Raw genomic sequence first — 13214 nt, forward strand, 5'->3', positions numbered from 1 at the left:
CGGCCTGGGCCTGCGCGTGCCGCACTACCAGGACGTGCTGGAGACGCGCCAGCCGCTCGATTTCGTCGAAGTGATCTCCGAGAACTTCATGGTGGACGGTGGACGGCCGCTGCATGTGCTGGAGCAGGTCCGCTCGCTGTACCCGCTCGCGTTGCATGGCGTCTCCATGAACATTGGTGCGGTCGATGGCCTGGACATGGACTACCTGCGCCAGCTCCGCCGGCTTGCCGATCGCTTCGATCCGCTGTGGGTGTCCGACCATGTCTGCTGGACAGGCGTCGACGGCATCCAGACGCACGACCTGCTGCCGCTCCCGTACAACGAGGAGGCGCTCGACGTGGTGAGCCGTAACGTGATGGTCGCGCAGGACGTGTTGGGTCGCCCGCTGGTCCTCGAGAATCCATCGACGTACATCGAGTTTCCGGCGGCCATGACCGAGGCGGCGTTCCTTGCCGCGCTGTGCGAACGCACGGGCTGCTACCTGCTGCTGGATGTGAACAACATCGTGGTCAGCGCGACGAACCACGCGCGGCGACTCGATGAGTGGCTGGACCAGATCCCGCTGGAGCGCGTCCGGCAGATCCATCTCGCCGGCCACAGCCAGGGCCGCGATCTGTTGGTGGATACCCACGATGCACCGGTGCCCGCTTCTGTCTGGGATCTCTATGCGCGCTTTACCGCCCGGCTGGGTCCGGTGGCGACGATGATCGAACGTGATGACCACATCCCGCCGTTCCAGGAACTGCTCGATGAGCTTGGGCAGGCACGTGCCATCGCCGCGACATCGGTGGCGGCGGCCGCATGAACCTCGCCGGCATGCAGCGGCAGTTGCTTGGTGCGCTGCTCGAGTATGCGCCGGAGGCATCCGTCGCCTCGGCGGGGCTGCGTGTTTACGCCAACAACGTCCGTGGCCAACTGGTGGAGGCTTTGCGCGAGACCTACGAGCGCGCGGAACGCTGGTTCGGGGTGGAGCGATTCACGGCGTACGCGAATGCATATATCGAGGCACACCCGTCTGGCGACTGGAACCTTAACCGCTACGGTGCGGACTTTCCCGCATTCCTGGCTGGCGAGCTTCCACCATCCGATCCAGGCGACGAGATCGCATGGCTCGATGGCGCGCTGAGGGATGCTTTCTATGGCGCCGACGTGGCGCCCGTCGCCTTGCACGACGTCACGGTCACGGACTGGGATCAGGCCATCTTCCGCTTCATCCCGTCGCTTCGCGTCCGATCCATGCGTTCCAACGCGCCTGCGCTGTGGGCAGCCTTGAACGCAGCGTCGGTACCACCGGACGCGATGGTCCTGCCCGAGCCGGTCGCCGTGCGCGTGTGGCGGGCGGACCTCACGCCGCGCTTCACCAGCATGGCGCCGTGGGAAGCGGAGTGCCTCGTGTCTGCCATGTCGGGTGCCACGTTCGGCGCACTCTGTGCGCAGCTGGCGGCCATCGAGCCCGAGACCGACGTGACCGTGCGCGCGGGCCAGCTATTGCGTGCGTGGTTCGACGACGGGCTCGTGAGCGATATATCCGACGTTTCCGATGGCCGGGAACCGGTGTTGACCCGCTGAATATCCTCCGGGGGTTATCATGGGGACTATCCGTTCGCTTCCCGATGGCTCCCGATGCCCATGCCAGACCGCCTGCGGGCGCGCCTTTCGAGTCTGTCCTCCCATGGTTTCCTCTCGCCCGACCAGTGGCGGCGCAGGGTGCTGTTCTGGACCGGCGCGGTCATCGTGGGCCTTGCGGCCGTGCTCTTCGCGCAGGCTGCCGACTGGGCATTCGCGGGGTTTCGCGCGATGGCCTCGCATGGTTGGTGGGTGCCGTTCCTGCTGACACCGGCGACGTTCGCGTTGCTGAGCTGGCTCACGCAGGGCGCGCTGAAGGCGACGCGCGGCTCGGGTATTCCACAGGCGATCGCGGCACTCAAGGTCGAGGAAGATCCGTTCCGCGAGCGTCTCCTCGCGCTCCGCGTCGCGGTCGGCAAGATGGGCCTCACGCTGGCCGCGCTTCTCGGCGGTGCATCGGTGGGCCGCGAGGGTCCGACCGTGCACGTGGGCGCCGGACTGCTCTATTCACTCGGGCGGCGCTTCGGCTTCGATGACCCCACCTCGGCCGGGCGCTTCATCCTTGCCGGCTCCGCGGCCGGCCTTGCCGCCGCGTTCAATACACCGCTGGCTGGCGTGGTCTTCGCGATCGAAGAGATGTCCGGCACGTTCGAGCATCGCATGAGCGGCACGCTGCTCACCGCCGTCATCATTGCCGGTGTCGTCTCGCTCGGCATTCTTGGCAATTACTCCTACTTCGGCATCATCGCGGCCGATCTGCCGCTGGGCCGCGCCTGGCTCGCCGTGTTGCTCACGGGTGTGGTCGGCGGGCTTGCCGGTGGCCTGTTTGCACGCCTGATCATCCCGTCCGCGCGCGGCTTTCGTGGTGTGATGGGGCGCCTGCGCGGACGCCAGCCGGTGGTGTTCGCCGCTGCGTGCGGCCTCGCCCTGGTCCTGCTCAGCCTGATGAGCGCCAATGGACTGTACGGCACGGGGTATGCCCAGGCGCAGGCGATCCTGCAAGGGCACTCCGATACGGGTCCGCTGTTTGGCGTGCTGAAGTTCCTCGGCAACATCGCGTCCAGCTGGGCGGGCATTCCCGGTGGCATCTTCTCCCCCGCGCTCGCGGTGGGTGCCGGATTGGGTGAGAACGTCGCGCACTTGCTGCCGGGGGCCAATACGCAGGCCGTGGTTCTGCTGGGCATGGCGGCGTACCTCTCGGGCGTGACGCAGGCGCCGTTGACCGCATCGGTCATTTCGCTCGAGCTCACCGCGAACCACGCGATGGCCTTGCCCATCCTTGCGGCGTGCCTTCTCGCCCGCGCGGTGTCGAGCGTGCTTTGCCCGGTGCCGGTGTACAAGGCGTTGGCCAACGCGCTTATCGATGCGCATGAGGCGAGCAAACGGGATGTTAGTGGCTCAGTTGCTGGGCAAGGCGAGCCGGGCTCGACTGACGACCAGGACCTCCACCAGAACGGGGCTATCCGTAATGACTGAAACGCCACCCTCGTTGGACGTCATTGCCGGAGGCTGTCGCTGCGGAAGCGTGCGCTACGCGCTCTCCCGCAACACCTTGCCGTTGACGTACGCGTGCCACTGCCTTGATTGCCAGACATGGACCGGTAGTGCTTTCAGTCAACAGTGCCTGGTCCCGGAGGATACGTTCACCGTTACCGGCGAGCTCGCGCTGTTCGAGCTGCCCGGCTCCGAAGGCAAGATTTCTTACCAGCGCATCTGCCCGACATGCCACACCCGCGTGTTCAACACGAACTCCGCGCGGCCCGGCGTCGTCGCCATCCGCGCTGGAACCTTCGACCAGAGCCATGAGCTCGATTGCGTGGCGCACATCTGGACGGCGCGGAAGCAGGCCTGGCTGATGATTCCGGAAGGGGTTCCTAGCTGGAGTCGTGCTGCGCCGGCTACCGAGCTTTTGCGCGCGCTGAGGACCTAGCGACCATCATCCGTCACCCGACAACGGTGCATCCGGCGCGAATCCGTCTGCATGGCATGGCCCCAACGCAATTCGCTGGCATGCGCGCTAACGCGCGTGGTCAGCGATACCGCCGTGCCGTTCGATCCATCCCACGGTCTTCTCGACACCACCGAACGGGAAAAAGTGAAGATGCACCGTCCCGTCTTCTTCCGTCAGCCCCGTAGCCAGCTGCTCAACGAAATGCTCCGGCCCAGCCGTACCAAGCAGCTTGCCGATCGAAATGCCGTACTTGGCCAGCATTGAAGCGGCGGCACCCACGCCGCACATGGCCGCGTAGCGCGCGAGTACGGCAATGCCGGCGGGGCCCGGCACGCCTACGCGCACCTCATGCCCGATGCCGCGCCCGCGCAGCTCTTTCAACCACGCCAGGACGATGCCGGCATCGAACGCGAACTGCGTAACGATCAGGGGCGTCATGCCGCGATCGCCGATGTGCTGGCATTTGCGCTCCAGTACATCCCACCGATCGGCCATGCTCATCACCGAGTGGGCCTCGGGATGTCCGCCGACGCCAACCACCTTGACGCACGAGCGCTCGAACACGCCCGTCTCGATTACCGCGAGGCTCTCGGCGAACGGTCCCTTGGGCACCGACAGGTCACCCGCGATGAGGAAGAAGCGCTCGACGCCAGCCTCGGCGACAGCGCGTTCGACGAACGCATCAAGCTCAGCGAGCGAATGGAGATGCCGCACGGCGATGTGTGGCATGGGCTCGAAGCCAAGCTCCCGCACGGTGCGCGCGGCGGCCAGCCGTGCCTCATCGCTCTCGCCCGGCAGGTACGGAATGAAGATCGTCGACGCAGGCGGGATCCGTGGCGCCGCCGCCGTGAGGGCGGCCATGCTCTTCGTACCGACCTCCAGCGAATAGCCGTCTATGAGGCCGTTCATATGATTCGTGCTCATGGATCCGTGAAATTTAACCATTTTATTTCATGGCCAGCCGTCGCTAGCATCCCAAGCTTACGCGGTCCCGCCGCTCCCCTCGCTCAACGCAAGAGTAAACATGATCCGTCCCCTCCGTGCCGTTGCCGTCTCTGGCGGTCTGCAGCGTCCCTCCAGGGCCATGGCCCTGGCGGTGCACCTGCTGGACCTGATCGCCAGCGAAGTGGCCTGCGACCGGCATCTGGTGGAGCTGGGCCATCTCGCGCCACAACTGGGCGGAGCCATCTGGCGTTCGCAGCTCCCGGACGCCGTGGAGCGGGAACTCGTAGCGGTTGAACAGGCGGATGTCCTGATCGTGGCGACGCCGGTCTACCGCGGCGCCTATACCGGGCTGTTCAAGCATTTCTTCGATTTCATCGGCCAGGACGCCCTGGTCGATAAGCCTGTCCTGCTGGCCGCCACGGGCGGCAGCGAGCGCCATGCGCTGGTGATCGACCACCAGTTGCGGCCGCTCTTCAGCTTCTTCCAGGCACGCACGCTGCCCCTGGGCATCTACGCGACCGACAAGGATTTCGTCGATTACCAGCTGCATAACGACGCCTTGATCGAGCGCGCGCGGCTGGCGGTCGAGCGTGCCTTGCCGCTGGTCGCACTGACACACCGTGCCGGGTCCCCGGCCGCTGGAAACGTCGCGGCAGCCTGAACGCGCGACCGACCATCGCTTCCCGAACTACCACGGCGACTCAAGATCCCGCCGACGAACCAAGGGTGCAAGACAGACATGAGCAGGGAATTCACCTTCCGCATCAAGAGTACGCGCTTCGATGAGGACTACCGTCCCTCCGAGAGCACCCGCATCACGACCAACTTCGCGAACCTCGCGAGGGGAGAGAGTCGCGAAGACAACCTCCGCAACACCCTGCGGATGATCGACAACCGTTTCAACAGCCTCGCACACTGGGACAACCCCAGCCGGGATCGCTACTCGGTCGAGCTGGACATCATTTCCGTGGAGATGGCCATCGACACCGCCAACAGTGGCGACGCGTTCCCGCTGATCGAGATACTGAAGACGACGGTGGTCGATAACGAGACCGGTGAGCGCATCGATGGCATGGTGGGAAACAACTTCTCATCCTATGTGCGCGACTACGATTTCAGCGTGCTGCTACCCGAGTACAACCAGGGTCGACCCACCTTCGGTGCGCCCGATGGCTTCGGCGAGCTGCACGGCAAGCTCTTCAGGCACTTCCTGAACTCGGATGCCTACAAAGAGCACTTCAACAAGCCGCCGGTCATCTGCATCAGCGCTTCAAGCAGCAAGACCTACCATCGGACGGGGATCCAGCATCCGATCCTCGGCCTCGAGTACCGGCAGAACGAGTTTTCATCGACAGACCAGTACTTCGAGAAGATGGGGCTGCAGGTCCGCTTCTTCATGCCGCCGGATAGCGTCGCACCCCTCGCCTTCTACTTCCGTGGTGACCTGCTCGGCAGTTACAGCACGCTCGAGCTCATCAGCCTCATCAGCACCATGGAAACGTTCCAGAAGATCTACCGACCCGAGATCTACAACGCGAATTCCGCGGCCGGCCACACGTACCAGCCCAGCCTGAAGCATCAGGATTATTCCCTGACGCGCATCGTCTACGACCGCGAGGAGCGCAGCCAGCTGGCCGTCAAGCAGGGCGAGTTCACGCATCAGCATTTCATCAAGCCGTACAAAGCCATCCTCGATCAGTGGGCCGCCAGCTACGCCGCCTGATCCACCAGACCAGAAGAAAACAACCCTCCATGAAAAGAATCCTCCCGACGTCGACCGCTGGCAGCCTGCCCAAGCCTTCCTGGCTCGCACAACCGGAACAGCTCTGGTCGCCCTGGAAGCTGGACAACGAACAGCTCGTTGAAGGCAAGCAGGATGCCTTGCGCTTGTCCCTGCACGAACAGCAGGTCGCAGGCATCGATATCGTCAGCGATGGCGAGCAGACGCGCCAGCATTTCGTCACCACGTTCATCGAGCACCTGAGCGGCGTGGACTTCGAGAAGCGCGAGACCGTCCGGATCCGTGATCGCTACGACGCGAGCGTGCCGACCGTGGTGGGCGCCGTGAGCCGGCCGAAGCCGGTCTTCGTCGAGGATGCGAAGTTCCTGCGCCAGCAGACCCGGCAGCCGATCAAGTGGGCGTTGCCCGGCCCGATGACGATGATCGACACGCTTTACGACGCTCACTACAAGAGCCGCGAGAAGCTCGCCTGGGAGTTCGCAAAGATCCTCAACCAGGAAGCGAAGGAGCTGGAGGCCGCTGGCGTCGACATCATCCAGTTCGATGAGCCGGCGTTCAACGTCTTCTTCGACGAAGTGAACGACTGGGGCGTTGCCGCCCTCGAACGCGCCATCGAAGGCCTCAAGTGCGAGACCGCCGTGCACATCTGCTATGGCTACGGCATCAAGGCGAACACCGACTGGAAGAAGACGCTCGGCTCGGAATGGCGCCAGTACGAGGAGTCGTTCCCGAAGCTGCAGCGGTCGAACATCGACATCATCTCGCTGGAGTGCCACAACTCGCATGTCCCGATCGACCTGATCGAACTCGTAAGGGGCAAGAAGGTGATGGTCGGCGCGATCGACGTGGCCTCGGACATCGTTGAGACGCCGGAAGATGTGGCCAATACGCTGCGCAAGGCCCTGCGCTTCGTCGACGCCGACAAGCTCTATCCGTCCACCAACTGCGGGATGGCACCCCTGGCGCGCAAGGTGGCACGGGGCAAGCTCCATGCGCTTAGCGCCGGCGCGGCGATCGTTCGCGAAGAACTCTCCCGCTGACATCATTCCTTCATTTTCCGCATTGCAGCTTGCCGACGGGCGCCGTCCCGTCCAGACTCGGCGGACCACAGGTGTCCTGCCGCTGTCATAGCGTGCAGGGTGAAACGGGAAGCCGGTCCGGGTGCCAACACCCCATTCCGGCGCTGCCCCCGCAACGGTAGGCGAGAACACCCGGCGACAAGCCACTGCGCACATGCGCGGGAAGGCGCTGGGGTGGGGCCACGGCCCCGCTCGCAAGCCCGGAGACCGGCCTGTGTCGGCGCGTATGCGCTGTTCCCGGGTGTTGCGGAGGGCAACCAGGCGAGCTGATCCAGGCCGCGGTTGCCCCACGCCCTGTCTCGTCTTGTCTCCTCCGCCCGCTCAACTCGCGGGTGTGCGATCTGGAGACATGACCATGAATAAGCTGGACCGAGTAAACCCCACCGTCGCGACGGTGAAGCTCGTTATCGATGGCGCCTTCGTGGAATCCACCACGAACGACTGGCGGCCGGTGGTCAACCCGGCCACGCAGGCCGTGCTTGCCCACGTGCCCTTCGCCACCACGGCCGAGGTGGATGCCGCAGTGGCCGCGGCGGCCGAAGCGTTCAAGACCTGGCGCAAGACGCCCATCGGCACGCGCGCGCGCATTTTCCTGAAGTACCAGCAGCTTATCCGCGAGCACATGGGTGAGCTGGCCGCCCTGCTGACGGCGGAACAGGGCAAGACGCTGCCGGATGCCGAGGGCGATGTGTTCCGTGGCCTCGAGGTGGTGGAACACGCCGCCGCGATCGGCAACCTGCAGCTTGGCGAGCTCGCGAACAACGTCGCGAACGGCGTCGACACGTACACCTTGCTGCAGCCGCTCGGCGTGTGCGCCGGCATCACGCCGTTCAACTTCCCGGCGATGATCCCGCTGTGGATGTTCCCCATGGCGATCGCGACGGGCAATACCTTCGTGCTCAAGCCCTCCGAGCAGGATCCGATGGTCACCATGCGCCTGGTCGAACTCGCGCTGGAGGCCGGCATTCCCAAGGGCGTGCTGAACGTCGTGCACGGTGGCGAGGATGTCGTGAACGCGCTGTGCGACCACCCGACGATCAAGGCCATCTCTTTTGTGGGTTCCACCCGCGTGGGTACGCACGTCTACCAGCGCGCCACGCTCGCTGGCAAACGCGCCCAGTGCATGATGGGTGCGAAGAACCACGCCGTGGTCCTTCCGGATGCGAACAAGGAGCAGACGCTCAACGCCCTCGCCGGCGCGGCGTTCGGCGCGGCGGGCCAGCGTTGCATGGCGGCTTCCACCGCGGTGCTGGTCGGTGAAGCACGCACGTGGATTCCCGACCTCGTCGCGAAGGCACGCATGCTCAAGGTCAATGCCGGTACGGAAACGGGCACCGATGTCGGCCCGCTGATTTCTTGCGCCGCGCGCGACCGCGTCGAAGCGCTGATCGCCGCCGGCGTGGAACAGGGCGCCACCCTGGAGCTCGACGGCCGCAAGCCTTCGGTGCCGGGTTTCGATGACGGCAACTTCGTGGGCCCCACGATCTTTTCGAACGTGAAGCCGGGCATGCGCATCTACGACGAAGAAATCTTCGGCCCCGTGCTCGTCATCCTCGCGGCCGATTCGCTCGATGAAGCCATCGAACTGGTCAATGCGAACCCCAACGGCAACGGCACGGCCGTGTTCACCCAGAGCGGTGCGGCGGCGCGGCGTTTCCAGGAAGACATCGATGTCGGCCAGGTCGGCATCAACGTGCCTATCCCGGTGCCCGTCCCGCTGTTCTCGTTCACCGGCTCGCGCGCTTCCAAGCTGGGCGATCTCGGCCCGTACGGCAAGCAGGTGATCCAGTTCTATACGCAGACCAAGACGGTCACCCAGCGCTGGTTTGACGACGAAACGCTCCACGCCGGCGTCAACACCACGATCCACCTGCGCTGATGGCCGCCGCCATGGATATGCATGCCACCCCTGGCCTGGTGGGGTTGAGTGACGACCAGGCGGCCTTCCGGGAGGCGGCACGGGAGTTCGCGCTCGCCGAACTCGGCCCGCATGCCGCTCATTGGGACGCCGAAAGCGAGTTCCCGCGTGAGGCCATCGGCAAGGCCGGTGAGCTGGGTTTCTGCGGGCTCTACGTGCCCGAGGAGGCCGGTGGCTCGGGGCTCACGCGCCTCGATGCGGCCATCGTGTTCGAAGAGCTGGCGGCGGTGGATCCTTCCACGGCCGCGTTCATCAGCATCCACAACATGGCGACATGGATGCTCGCGGCGCATGCCACCCCGGCGTTGCGCGACGCCTGGTCCCCGTCGCTGGCGAGCGGCGCACGCCTCGCGTCGTACTGCCTGACCGAGCCGGGCGCGGGTTCCGATGCGGGTTCCCTGCGAACCCGGGCGGAACGCGACGGTGACCACTACGTCATCCATGGCGGCAAGGCCTTCATCTCGGGCGCCGGCGCGACCGACATGCTGGTGGTGATGGCCCGCACCGGTGGTGATGGCCCGAAGGGCATTACCGCCTTCGCCGTGCCTGCCGATGCCGACGGCATCAGCTACGGACGGAACGAGGAAAAGATGGGTTGGCACAGCCAGCCCACGCGCGGCGTGACCTTCGATGGCGTGCGCGTCCCTGCTGACCATCGGCTGGGTGCCGAAGGCGAGGGCTTTCGCATCGCGATGAAGGGGCTCGACGGCGGCCGGTTGAACATCGCCGCCTGCTCGCTCGGCGCGGCGCAGGGTGCGCTCGATGCGGCGCGCCGCTACATGGGCGAACGCCGGCAGTTCGGCAAGAAGCTGGCGGAGTTCCAGGCCCTGCAGTTCAAACTCGCTGACATGGCCACGGAACTGGTCGCCGCGCGGCAGATGGTGCACACCGCCGCGCGCAAGCTGGATGTCGGCAGCCACGATGCGACCGTGTGGTGTGCGATGGCCAAGCGCTTCGCCACCGACGCAGGCTTCGCCATCTGCAACGACGCACTGCAGATCCACGGCGGCTACGGTTACATCCGCGAGTACCCCGTGGAACGGCTGCTCCGCGATTGCCGGGTCCACCAGATCCTGGAAGGCACCAACGAAATCATGCGCGTCATCGTGGCGCGCCACCTGCTCAACACCGACGAGGAATTGCGATGAGTCACGCGGACACGGCCTACCCGGGCCTGCATGTCGCCCATGAAGGCCACACGGCGGTCATCACGCTCACCAATCCACCCGCACATACCTGGACGCGGGAGAGCCTTGCCGGCCTGCGCGATCTCGTCCGCGCACTGGATGCCGACCGCTCCGTCTACGCGCTGGTGATCACCGGCGATGGCGAGAAGTTCTTCTCGGCCGGCGCCGACCTGAAGCAGTTCGCCGATGGCGACAAGGCGGTCGCGCGCGAAGCGGCACGACGTTTCGGCGAGGCGTTCGAGACGTTGTCTGCGTTCCGCGGCGTGAGCATCGCCGCCATCAACGGCTATGCGATGGGCGGTGGCCTCGAGTGCGCGCTCGCATGCGACCTGCGCATCGCCGAGGCACACGCGCAGATGGCCCTTCCGGAGGCGAGCGTGGGCCTGCTTCCCTGCGCCGGCGGCACGCAGAACCTGGCCCGGCTGGTCGGTGAAGGCTGGGCCAAGCGCATGATCCTGCTGGGCGAGCGCGTGGATGCGGCCACGGCCGAACGCATCGGCCTCGTGGAAGCCGTCGCGCCGAAGGGCGAAGGCAAGGCGCTCGCGCTTGCATGGGCCGAAAAGGCGACGAAGCAGAGCCCGGTGAGTCTCGCCGCCTGTAAGCGCCTGGTGCAGGCCACGCGCTCGCAGCCGTTGTCCACCGCACTGGTGGCGGAGCGGGAAGCCTTCGTCGATCTGTTCGACACCGCCGACCAGCGCGAGGGCGTCCAGGCGTTCCTCGACAAGCGCGCGCCCGAGTGGACCAACGCATGACCGCGAACGTTGCCCAGCCGCAGGACGAAAGCCCCGTGCTGTTTGAAGAGCGGCCAGCGGGTTCGTTCCGGATTGGTATCGCCACGCTCAACGCGCCGCGCACGCTCAACGGCCTGTCGCTCGACATGGCCCGGCTGCTGGATGAACGCCTGGCTGCGTGGGCGGACGATCCTACGATCGCTTTAGTGGTGCTGCAGGGCGCAGGCGAAAAGGCCTTCTGCGCAGGCGGCGACCTGCATGGTCTGTACCGCTCGATGCAGGCATACCGCGAGGGCGGCCATGCCGACGTCCGTGAGAACCGCTACGCGAGCGAGTTCTTCGAGGTCGAGTATCGTCTGGACTACCGCATCCACACCTATGCCAAGCCGATCGTGTGCTGGGGGCATGGCATCGTTATGGGCGGCGGCATGGGCCTCATGGCCGGTGCGAGCCACCGCGTGGTCACCGAGCGCTCGCGCCTCGCCTTCCCGGAAATCACCGTCGGCCTCTACCCGGATGTCGGCGGCAGCTGGCTGCTCCACCGTGTACCGCTGCGGGGCGGCCTTTTCCTCGCCCTCACGGGCGCAGCACTGAATGCGGGCGATGCCATCTACGCGAACATGGCCGATATCCAGATCGCCAGCGACCAGCGCGACGCCGTCCTGGCCGCATTGGCCGCCGCGAACTGGAGCGAAGACGCTGGCGACAACGCGAAGGCGGTGGATAACGTGCTGGCTGGTTTCGCTTCACCCGCGGCACCGGGCCCTCTCCAGGCACACCAGGCGAGCATTGCCGCCGTCGTCGCGAGCGACAGCCTCGATGCCATCGTCGAAGGCATCCTTGGCATGGAGGGCGACGACCCGTGGCTGGCCACCGCCAGGGAAACCCTCGCGGCCGGCGCGCCGGGTTCCGCGCGCCTCGCTTACGAACTGCAGCGCCGCGCCGCCGACCTTTCGCTGGCCGATGTGTTCCGGCTGGAGTACATCGCCTCGCTGCATTGCGCGGCCCATGGCGACTTCATGGAAGGCATTCGCGCGCTGCTCATCGACAAGGACCGCCAGCCGCGCTGGCGGCCGGCAACGTTGGCCGACGCCTCGAGCGACTGGGCCGACACCTTTTTCCAACTGACATGGGACGCGGCGGGCCATCCGCTCGCCGACCTCGGTGCCACGACGCATTCCGGAGCGAAGCCACAATGACGCAGATCGCCTTCATCGGGCTGGGCAACATGGGTGGCCCGATGGCCACCAACCTCCTCAAGGCCGGCCACGCGCTGCGCGTATTCGACCTGGTACCCGATGCCGTTGCCACCGCCGTGAGCCATGGTGCGGTCGCCGCGACGAGCGCACGCGACACGCTGGCCGGCGCCGAGATCGTGATCTCGATGCTGCCGGCGAGCCGACATGTCGAAGGGCTTTACCTCGGGACGGAAGGCATCCTTCCCCTGATTCCCGATGGCGCGCTGGTCATCGACTGCAGCACCATCGCACCTGCCGTGGCGAAGAAGGTCAGCGAGGCTGCGGCCGGGCGCGCCCTCGCCATGCTGGATGCGCCGGTCTCCGGCGGCACGGCCGGCGCCGCCGCCGGCACCCTGACGTTTATCGTCGGTGGCACGAACGAAGCACTGGAGCGCGCGCGACCGGTACTGAACGCGATGGGCAAGAACATCTTCCACGTGGGCGACAGCGGCGCGGGCCAGGTCGCGAAGCTCTGCAACAACATGGCACTGGGCGTCATCATGGCCGTGACCGGCGAGGCACTGGCACTCGGCGCGGCACACGGGCTGGACCCGGCGGTGCTCTCGCAGATGATGGCTGTGAGCACGGGCCGCAGCTGGGCGACCGAGGTATGCAACCCGTGGCCCGGCGTGCTGGAGAATGCGCCAGCGTCGCGCGGCTATACCGGCGGCTTCGGCACGGACCTGATGCTCAAGGATCTCGGCCTGGCTGCGGAAGCCGCGATGGGCGTCGGCGCGGCGATCCCGCTGGGCGAACTGGCGCGGAACCTGTACGCGCTAAACAGCAAAGCGGGGCGCGGCGGTCTCGACTTCTCGAGCATCGTGAAGCTGGCTGCGCCTGACGCATGAGTAAGCAGGA

The 13214-nt window shown here is 66.0% G+C and carries 13 protein-coding genes and 1 riboswitch; of the genes, 12 read left to right on the forward strand and 1 reads right to left on the reverse strand.

Annotated elements, in window-relative coordinates:
- The 4 genes from bufB to ACTHLF_RS13335 form a co-directional block, all read left to right on the forward strand.
- On the forward strand, positions 1-805 hold an 805-nt coding region (gene bufB, locus ACTHLF_RS13320), incomplete at its 5' end, for an MNIO family bufferin maturase (RefSeq protein WP_440327827.1).
- Complete coding sequence (locus tag ACTHLF_RS13325; RefSeq protein WP_440327828.1) at positions 802-1569, forward strand: HvfC/BufC family peptide modification chaperone; 768 nt, start codon at positions 802-804, stop codon at positions 1567-1569. The genes bufB and ACTHLF_RS13325, both read left to right, overlap by 4 nt.
- A gap of 60 nt (positions 1570-1629) precedes the next feature.
- Complete coding sequence (locus ACTHLF_RS13330; RefSeq protein ID WP_440327829.1) at positions 1630-3042, forward strand: chloride channel protein; 1413 nt, start codon at positions 1630-1632, stop codon at positions 3040-3042.
- Positions 3035-3496: a GFA family protein gene (locus ACTHLF_RS13335; protein WP_440327830.1), complete on the forward strand. Its 462-nt coding sequence runs from the start codon at positions 3035-3037 to the stop codon at positions 3494-3496. Before ACTHLF_RS13330 ends, ACTHLF_RS13335 begins: the two co-directional genes overlap by 8 nt.
- An 87-nt stretch (positions 3497-3583) precedes the next feature.
- On the opposite strand, the gene ACTHLF_RS13340 is transcribed toward ACTHLF_RS13335, so the two are convergent.
- Positions 3584-4441, reverse strand: a complete 858-nt coding sequence (locus ACTHLF_RS13340; protein WP_440327831.1) for a methylenetetrahydrofolate reductase — start codon at positions 4439-4441, stop codon at positions 3584-3586.
- A gap of 100 nt (positions 4442-4541) precedes the next feature.
- On the opposite strand from ACTHLF_RS13340, the gene msuE reads away from it, so the two are divergent.
- From msuE to mmsB, 8 genes are all read left to right on the forward strand, one after another.
- Positions 4542-5123, forward strand: coding sequence for an FMN reductase (gene msuE, locus ACTHLF_RS13345; RefSeq protein WP_440327832.1), 582 nt, complete (start codon positions 4542-4544; stop codon positions 5121-5123).
- Between the two features lie 78 nt (positions 5124-5201).
- Positions 5202-6185, forward strand: a complete 984-nt coding sequence (locus tag ACTHLF_RS13350; RefSeq protein WP_440327833.1) for a DUF1852 domain-containing protein — start codon at positions 5202-5204, stop codon at positions 6183-6185.
- A 29-nt stretch (positions 6186-6214) separates the two neighbouring features.
- On the forward strand, positions 6215-7243 hold the full coding sequence (locus ACTHLF_RS13355; RefSeq protein ID WP_440327834.1) for a methionine synthase: 1029 nt from the start codon (positions 6215-6217) through the stop codon (positions 7241-7243).
- Between the two features lie 52 nt (positions 7244-7295).
- Positions 7296-7511, forward strand: a riboswitch (cobalamin riboswitch).
- Between the two features lie 126 nt (positions 7512-7637).
- Positions 7638-9161, forward strand: a complete 1524-nt coding sequence (locus ACTHLF_RS13360; RefSeq protein ID WP_440327835.1) for a CoA-acylating methylmalonate-semialdehyde dehydrogenase — start codon at positions 7638-7640, stop codon at positions 9159-9161.
- 11 nt (positions 9162-9172) lie between these two features.
- Complete coding sequence (locus ACTHLF_RS13365; protein WP_440327836.1) at positions 9173-10348, forward strand: acyl-CoA dehydrogenase family protein; 1176 nt, start codon at positions 9173-9175, stop codon at positions 10346-10348.
- Positions 10345-11139 carry an enoyl-CoA hydratase gene (locus ACTHLF_RS13370; protein ID WP_440327837.1) on the forward strand — a complete coding sequence of 265 codons (795 nt, stop codon included), beginning with the start codon at positions 10345-10347 and terminating at the stop codon, positions 11137-11139. Before ACTHLF_RS13365 ends, ACTHLF_RS13370 begins: the two co-directional genes overlap by 4 nt.
- Positions 11136-12317: an enoyl-CoA hydratase/isomerase family protein gene (locus ACTHLF_RS13375; protein WP_440327838.1), complete on the forward strand. Its 1182-nt coding sequence runs from the start codon at positions 11136-11138 to the stop codon at positions 12315-12317. Before ACTHLF_RS13370 ends, ACTHLF_RS13375 begins: the two co-directional genes overlap by 4 nt.
- Entirely contained in the window at positions 12314-13204 is an 891-nt protein-coding gene (gene mmsB, locus ACTHLF_RS13380; RefSeq protein ID WP_440327839.1) for a 3-hydroxyisobutyrate dehydrogenase, read from the forward strand. Before ACTHLF_RS13375 ends, mmsB begins: the two co-directional genes overlap by 4 nt.
- Positions 13205-13214: the final 10 nt, after the last annotated feature.

The sequence above is a fragment of the Luteibacter sp. genome (assembly GCF_051958795.1).
Lineage (GTDB): Bacteria > Pseudomonadota > Gammaproteobacteria > Xanthomonadales > Rhodanobacteraceae > Luteibacter.

Bases quoted from the DNA above. Each gene is read 5' to 3' on its own strand.
- ACTHLF_RS13360 (WP_440327835.1), top strand. From the start codon at position 7,638: ATGAATAAGCTGGACCGAGTAAACCCCACCGTCGCGACGGTGAAGCTC.
- ACTHLF_RS13370 (WP_440327837.1), top strand. From the start codon at position 10,345: ATGAGTCACGCGGACACGGCCTACCCGGGCCTGCATGTCGCCCATGAA.
- msuE (WP_440327832.1), top strand. From the start codon at position 4,542: ATGATCCGTCCCCTCCGTGCCGTTGCCGTCTCTGGCGGTCTGCAGCGT.
- ACTHLF_RS13350 (WP_440327833.1), top strand. From the start codon at position 5,202: ATGAGCAGGGAATTCACCTTCCGCATCAAGAGTACGCGCTTCGATGAG.
- ACTHLF_RS13340 (WP_440327831.1), bottom strand. From the start codon at position 4,441: ATGAGCACGAATCATATGAACGGCCTCATAGACGGCTATTCGCTGGAG.
- ACTHLF_RS13365 (WP_440327836.1), top strand. From the start codon at position 9,173: ATGGATATGCATGCCACCCCTGGCCTGGTGGGGTTGAGTGACGACCAG.
- mmsB (WP_440327839.1), top strand. From the start codon at position 12,314: ATGACGCAGATCGCCTTCATCGGGCTGGGCAACATGGGTGGCCCGATG.
- ACTHLF_RS13355 (WP_440327834.1), top strand. From the start codon at position 6,215: ATGAAAAGAATCCTCCCGACGTCGACCGCTGGCAGCCTGCCCAAGCCT.
- ACTHLF_RS13335 (WP_440327830.1), top strand. From the start codon at position 3,035: ATGACTGAAACGCCACCCTCGTTGGACGTCATTGCCGGAGGCTGTCGC.
- ACTHLF_RS13375 (WP_440327838.1), top strand. From the start codon at position 11,136: ATGACCGCGAACGTTGCCCAGCCGCAGGACGAAAGCCCCGTGCTGTTT.
- ACTHLF_RS13330 (WP_440327829.1), top strand. From the start codon at position 1,630: ATGCCAGACCGCCTGCGGGCGCGCCTTTCGAGTCTGTCCTCCCATGGT.
- ACTHLF_RS13325 (WP_440327828.1), top strand. From the start codon at position 802: ATGAACCTCGCCGGCATGCAGCGGCAGTTGCTTGGTGCGCTGCTCGAG.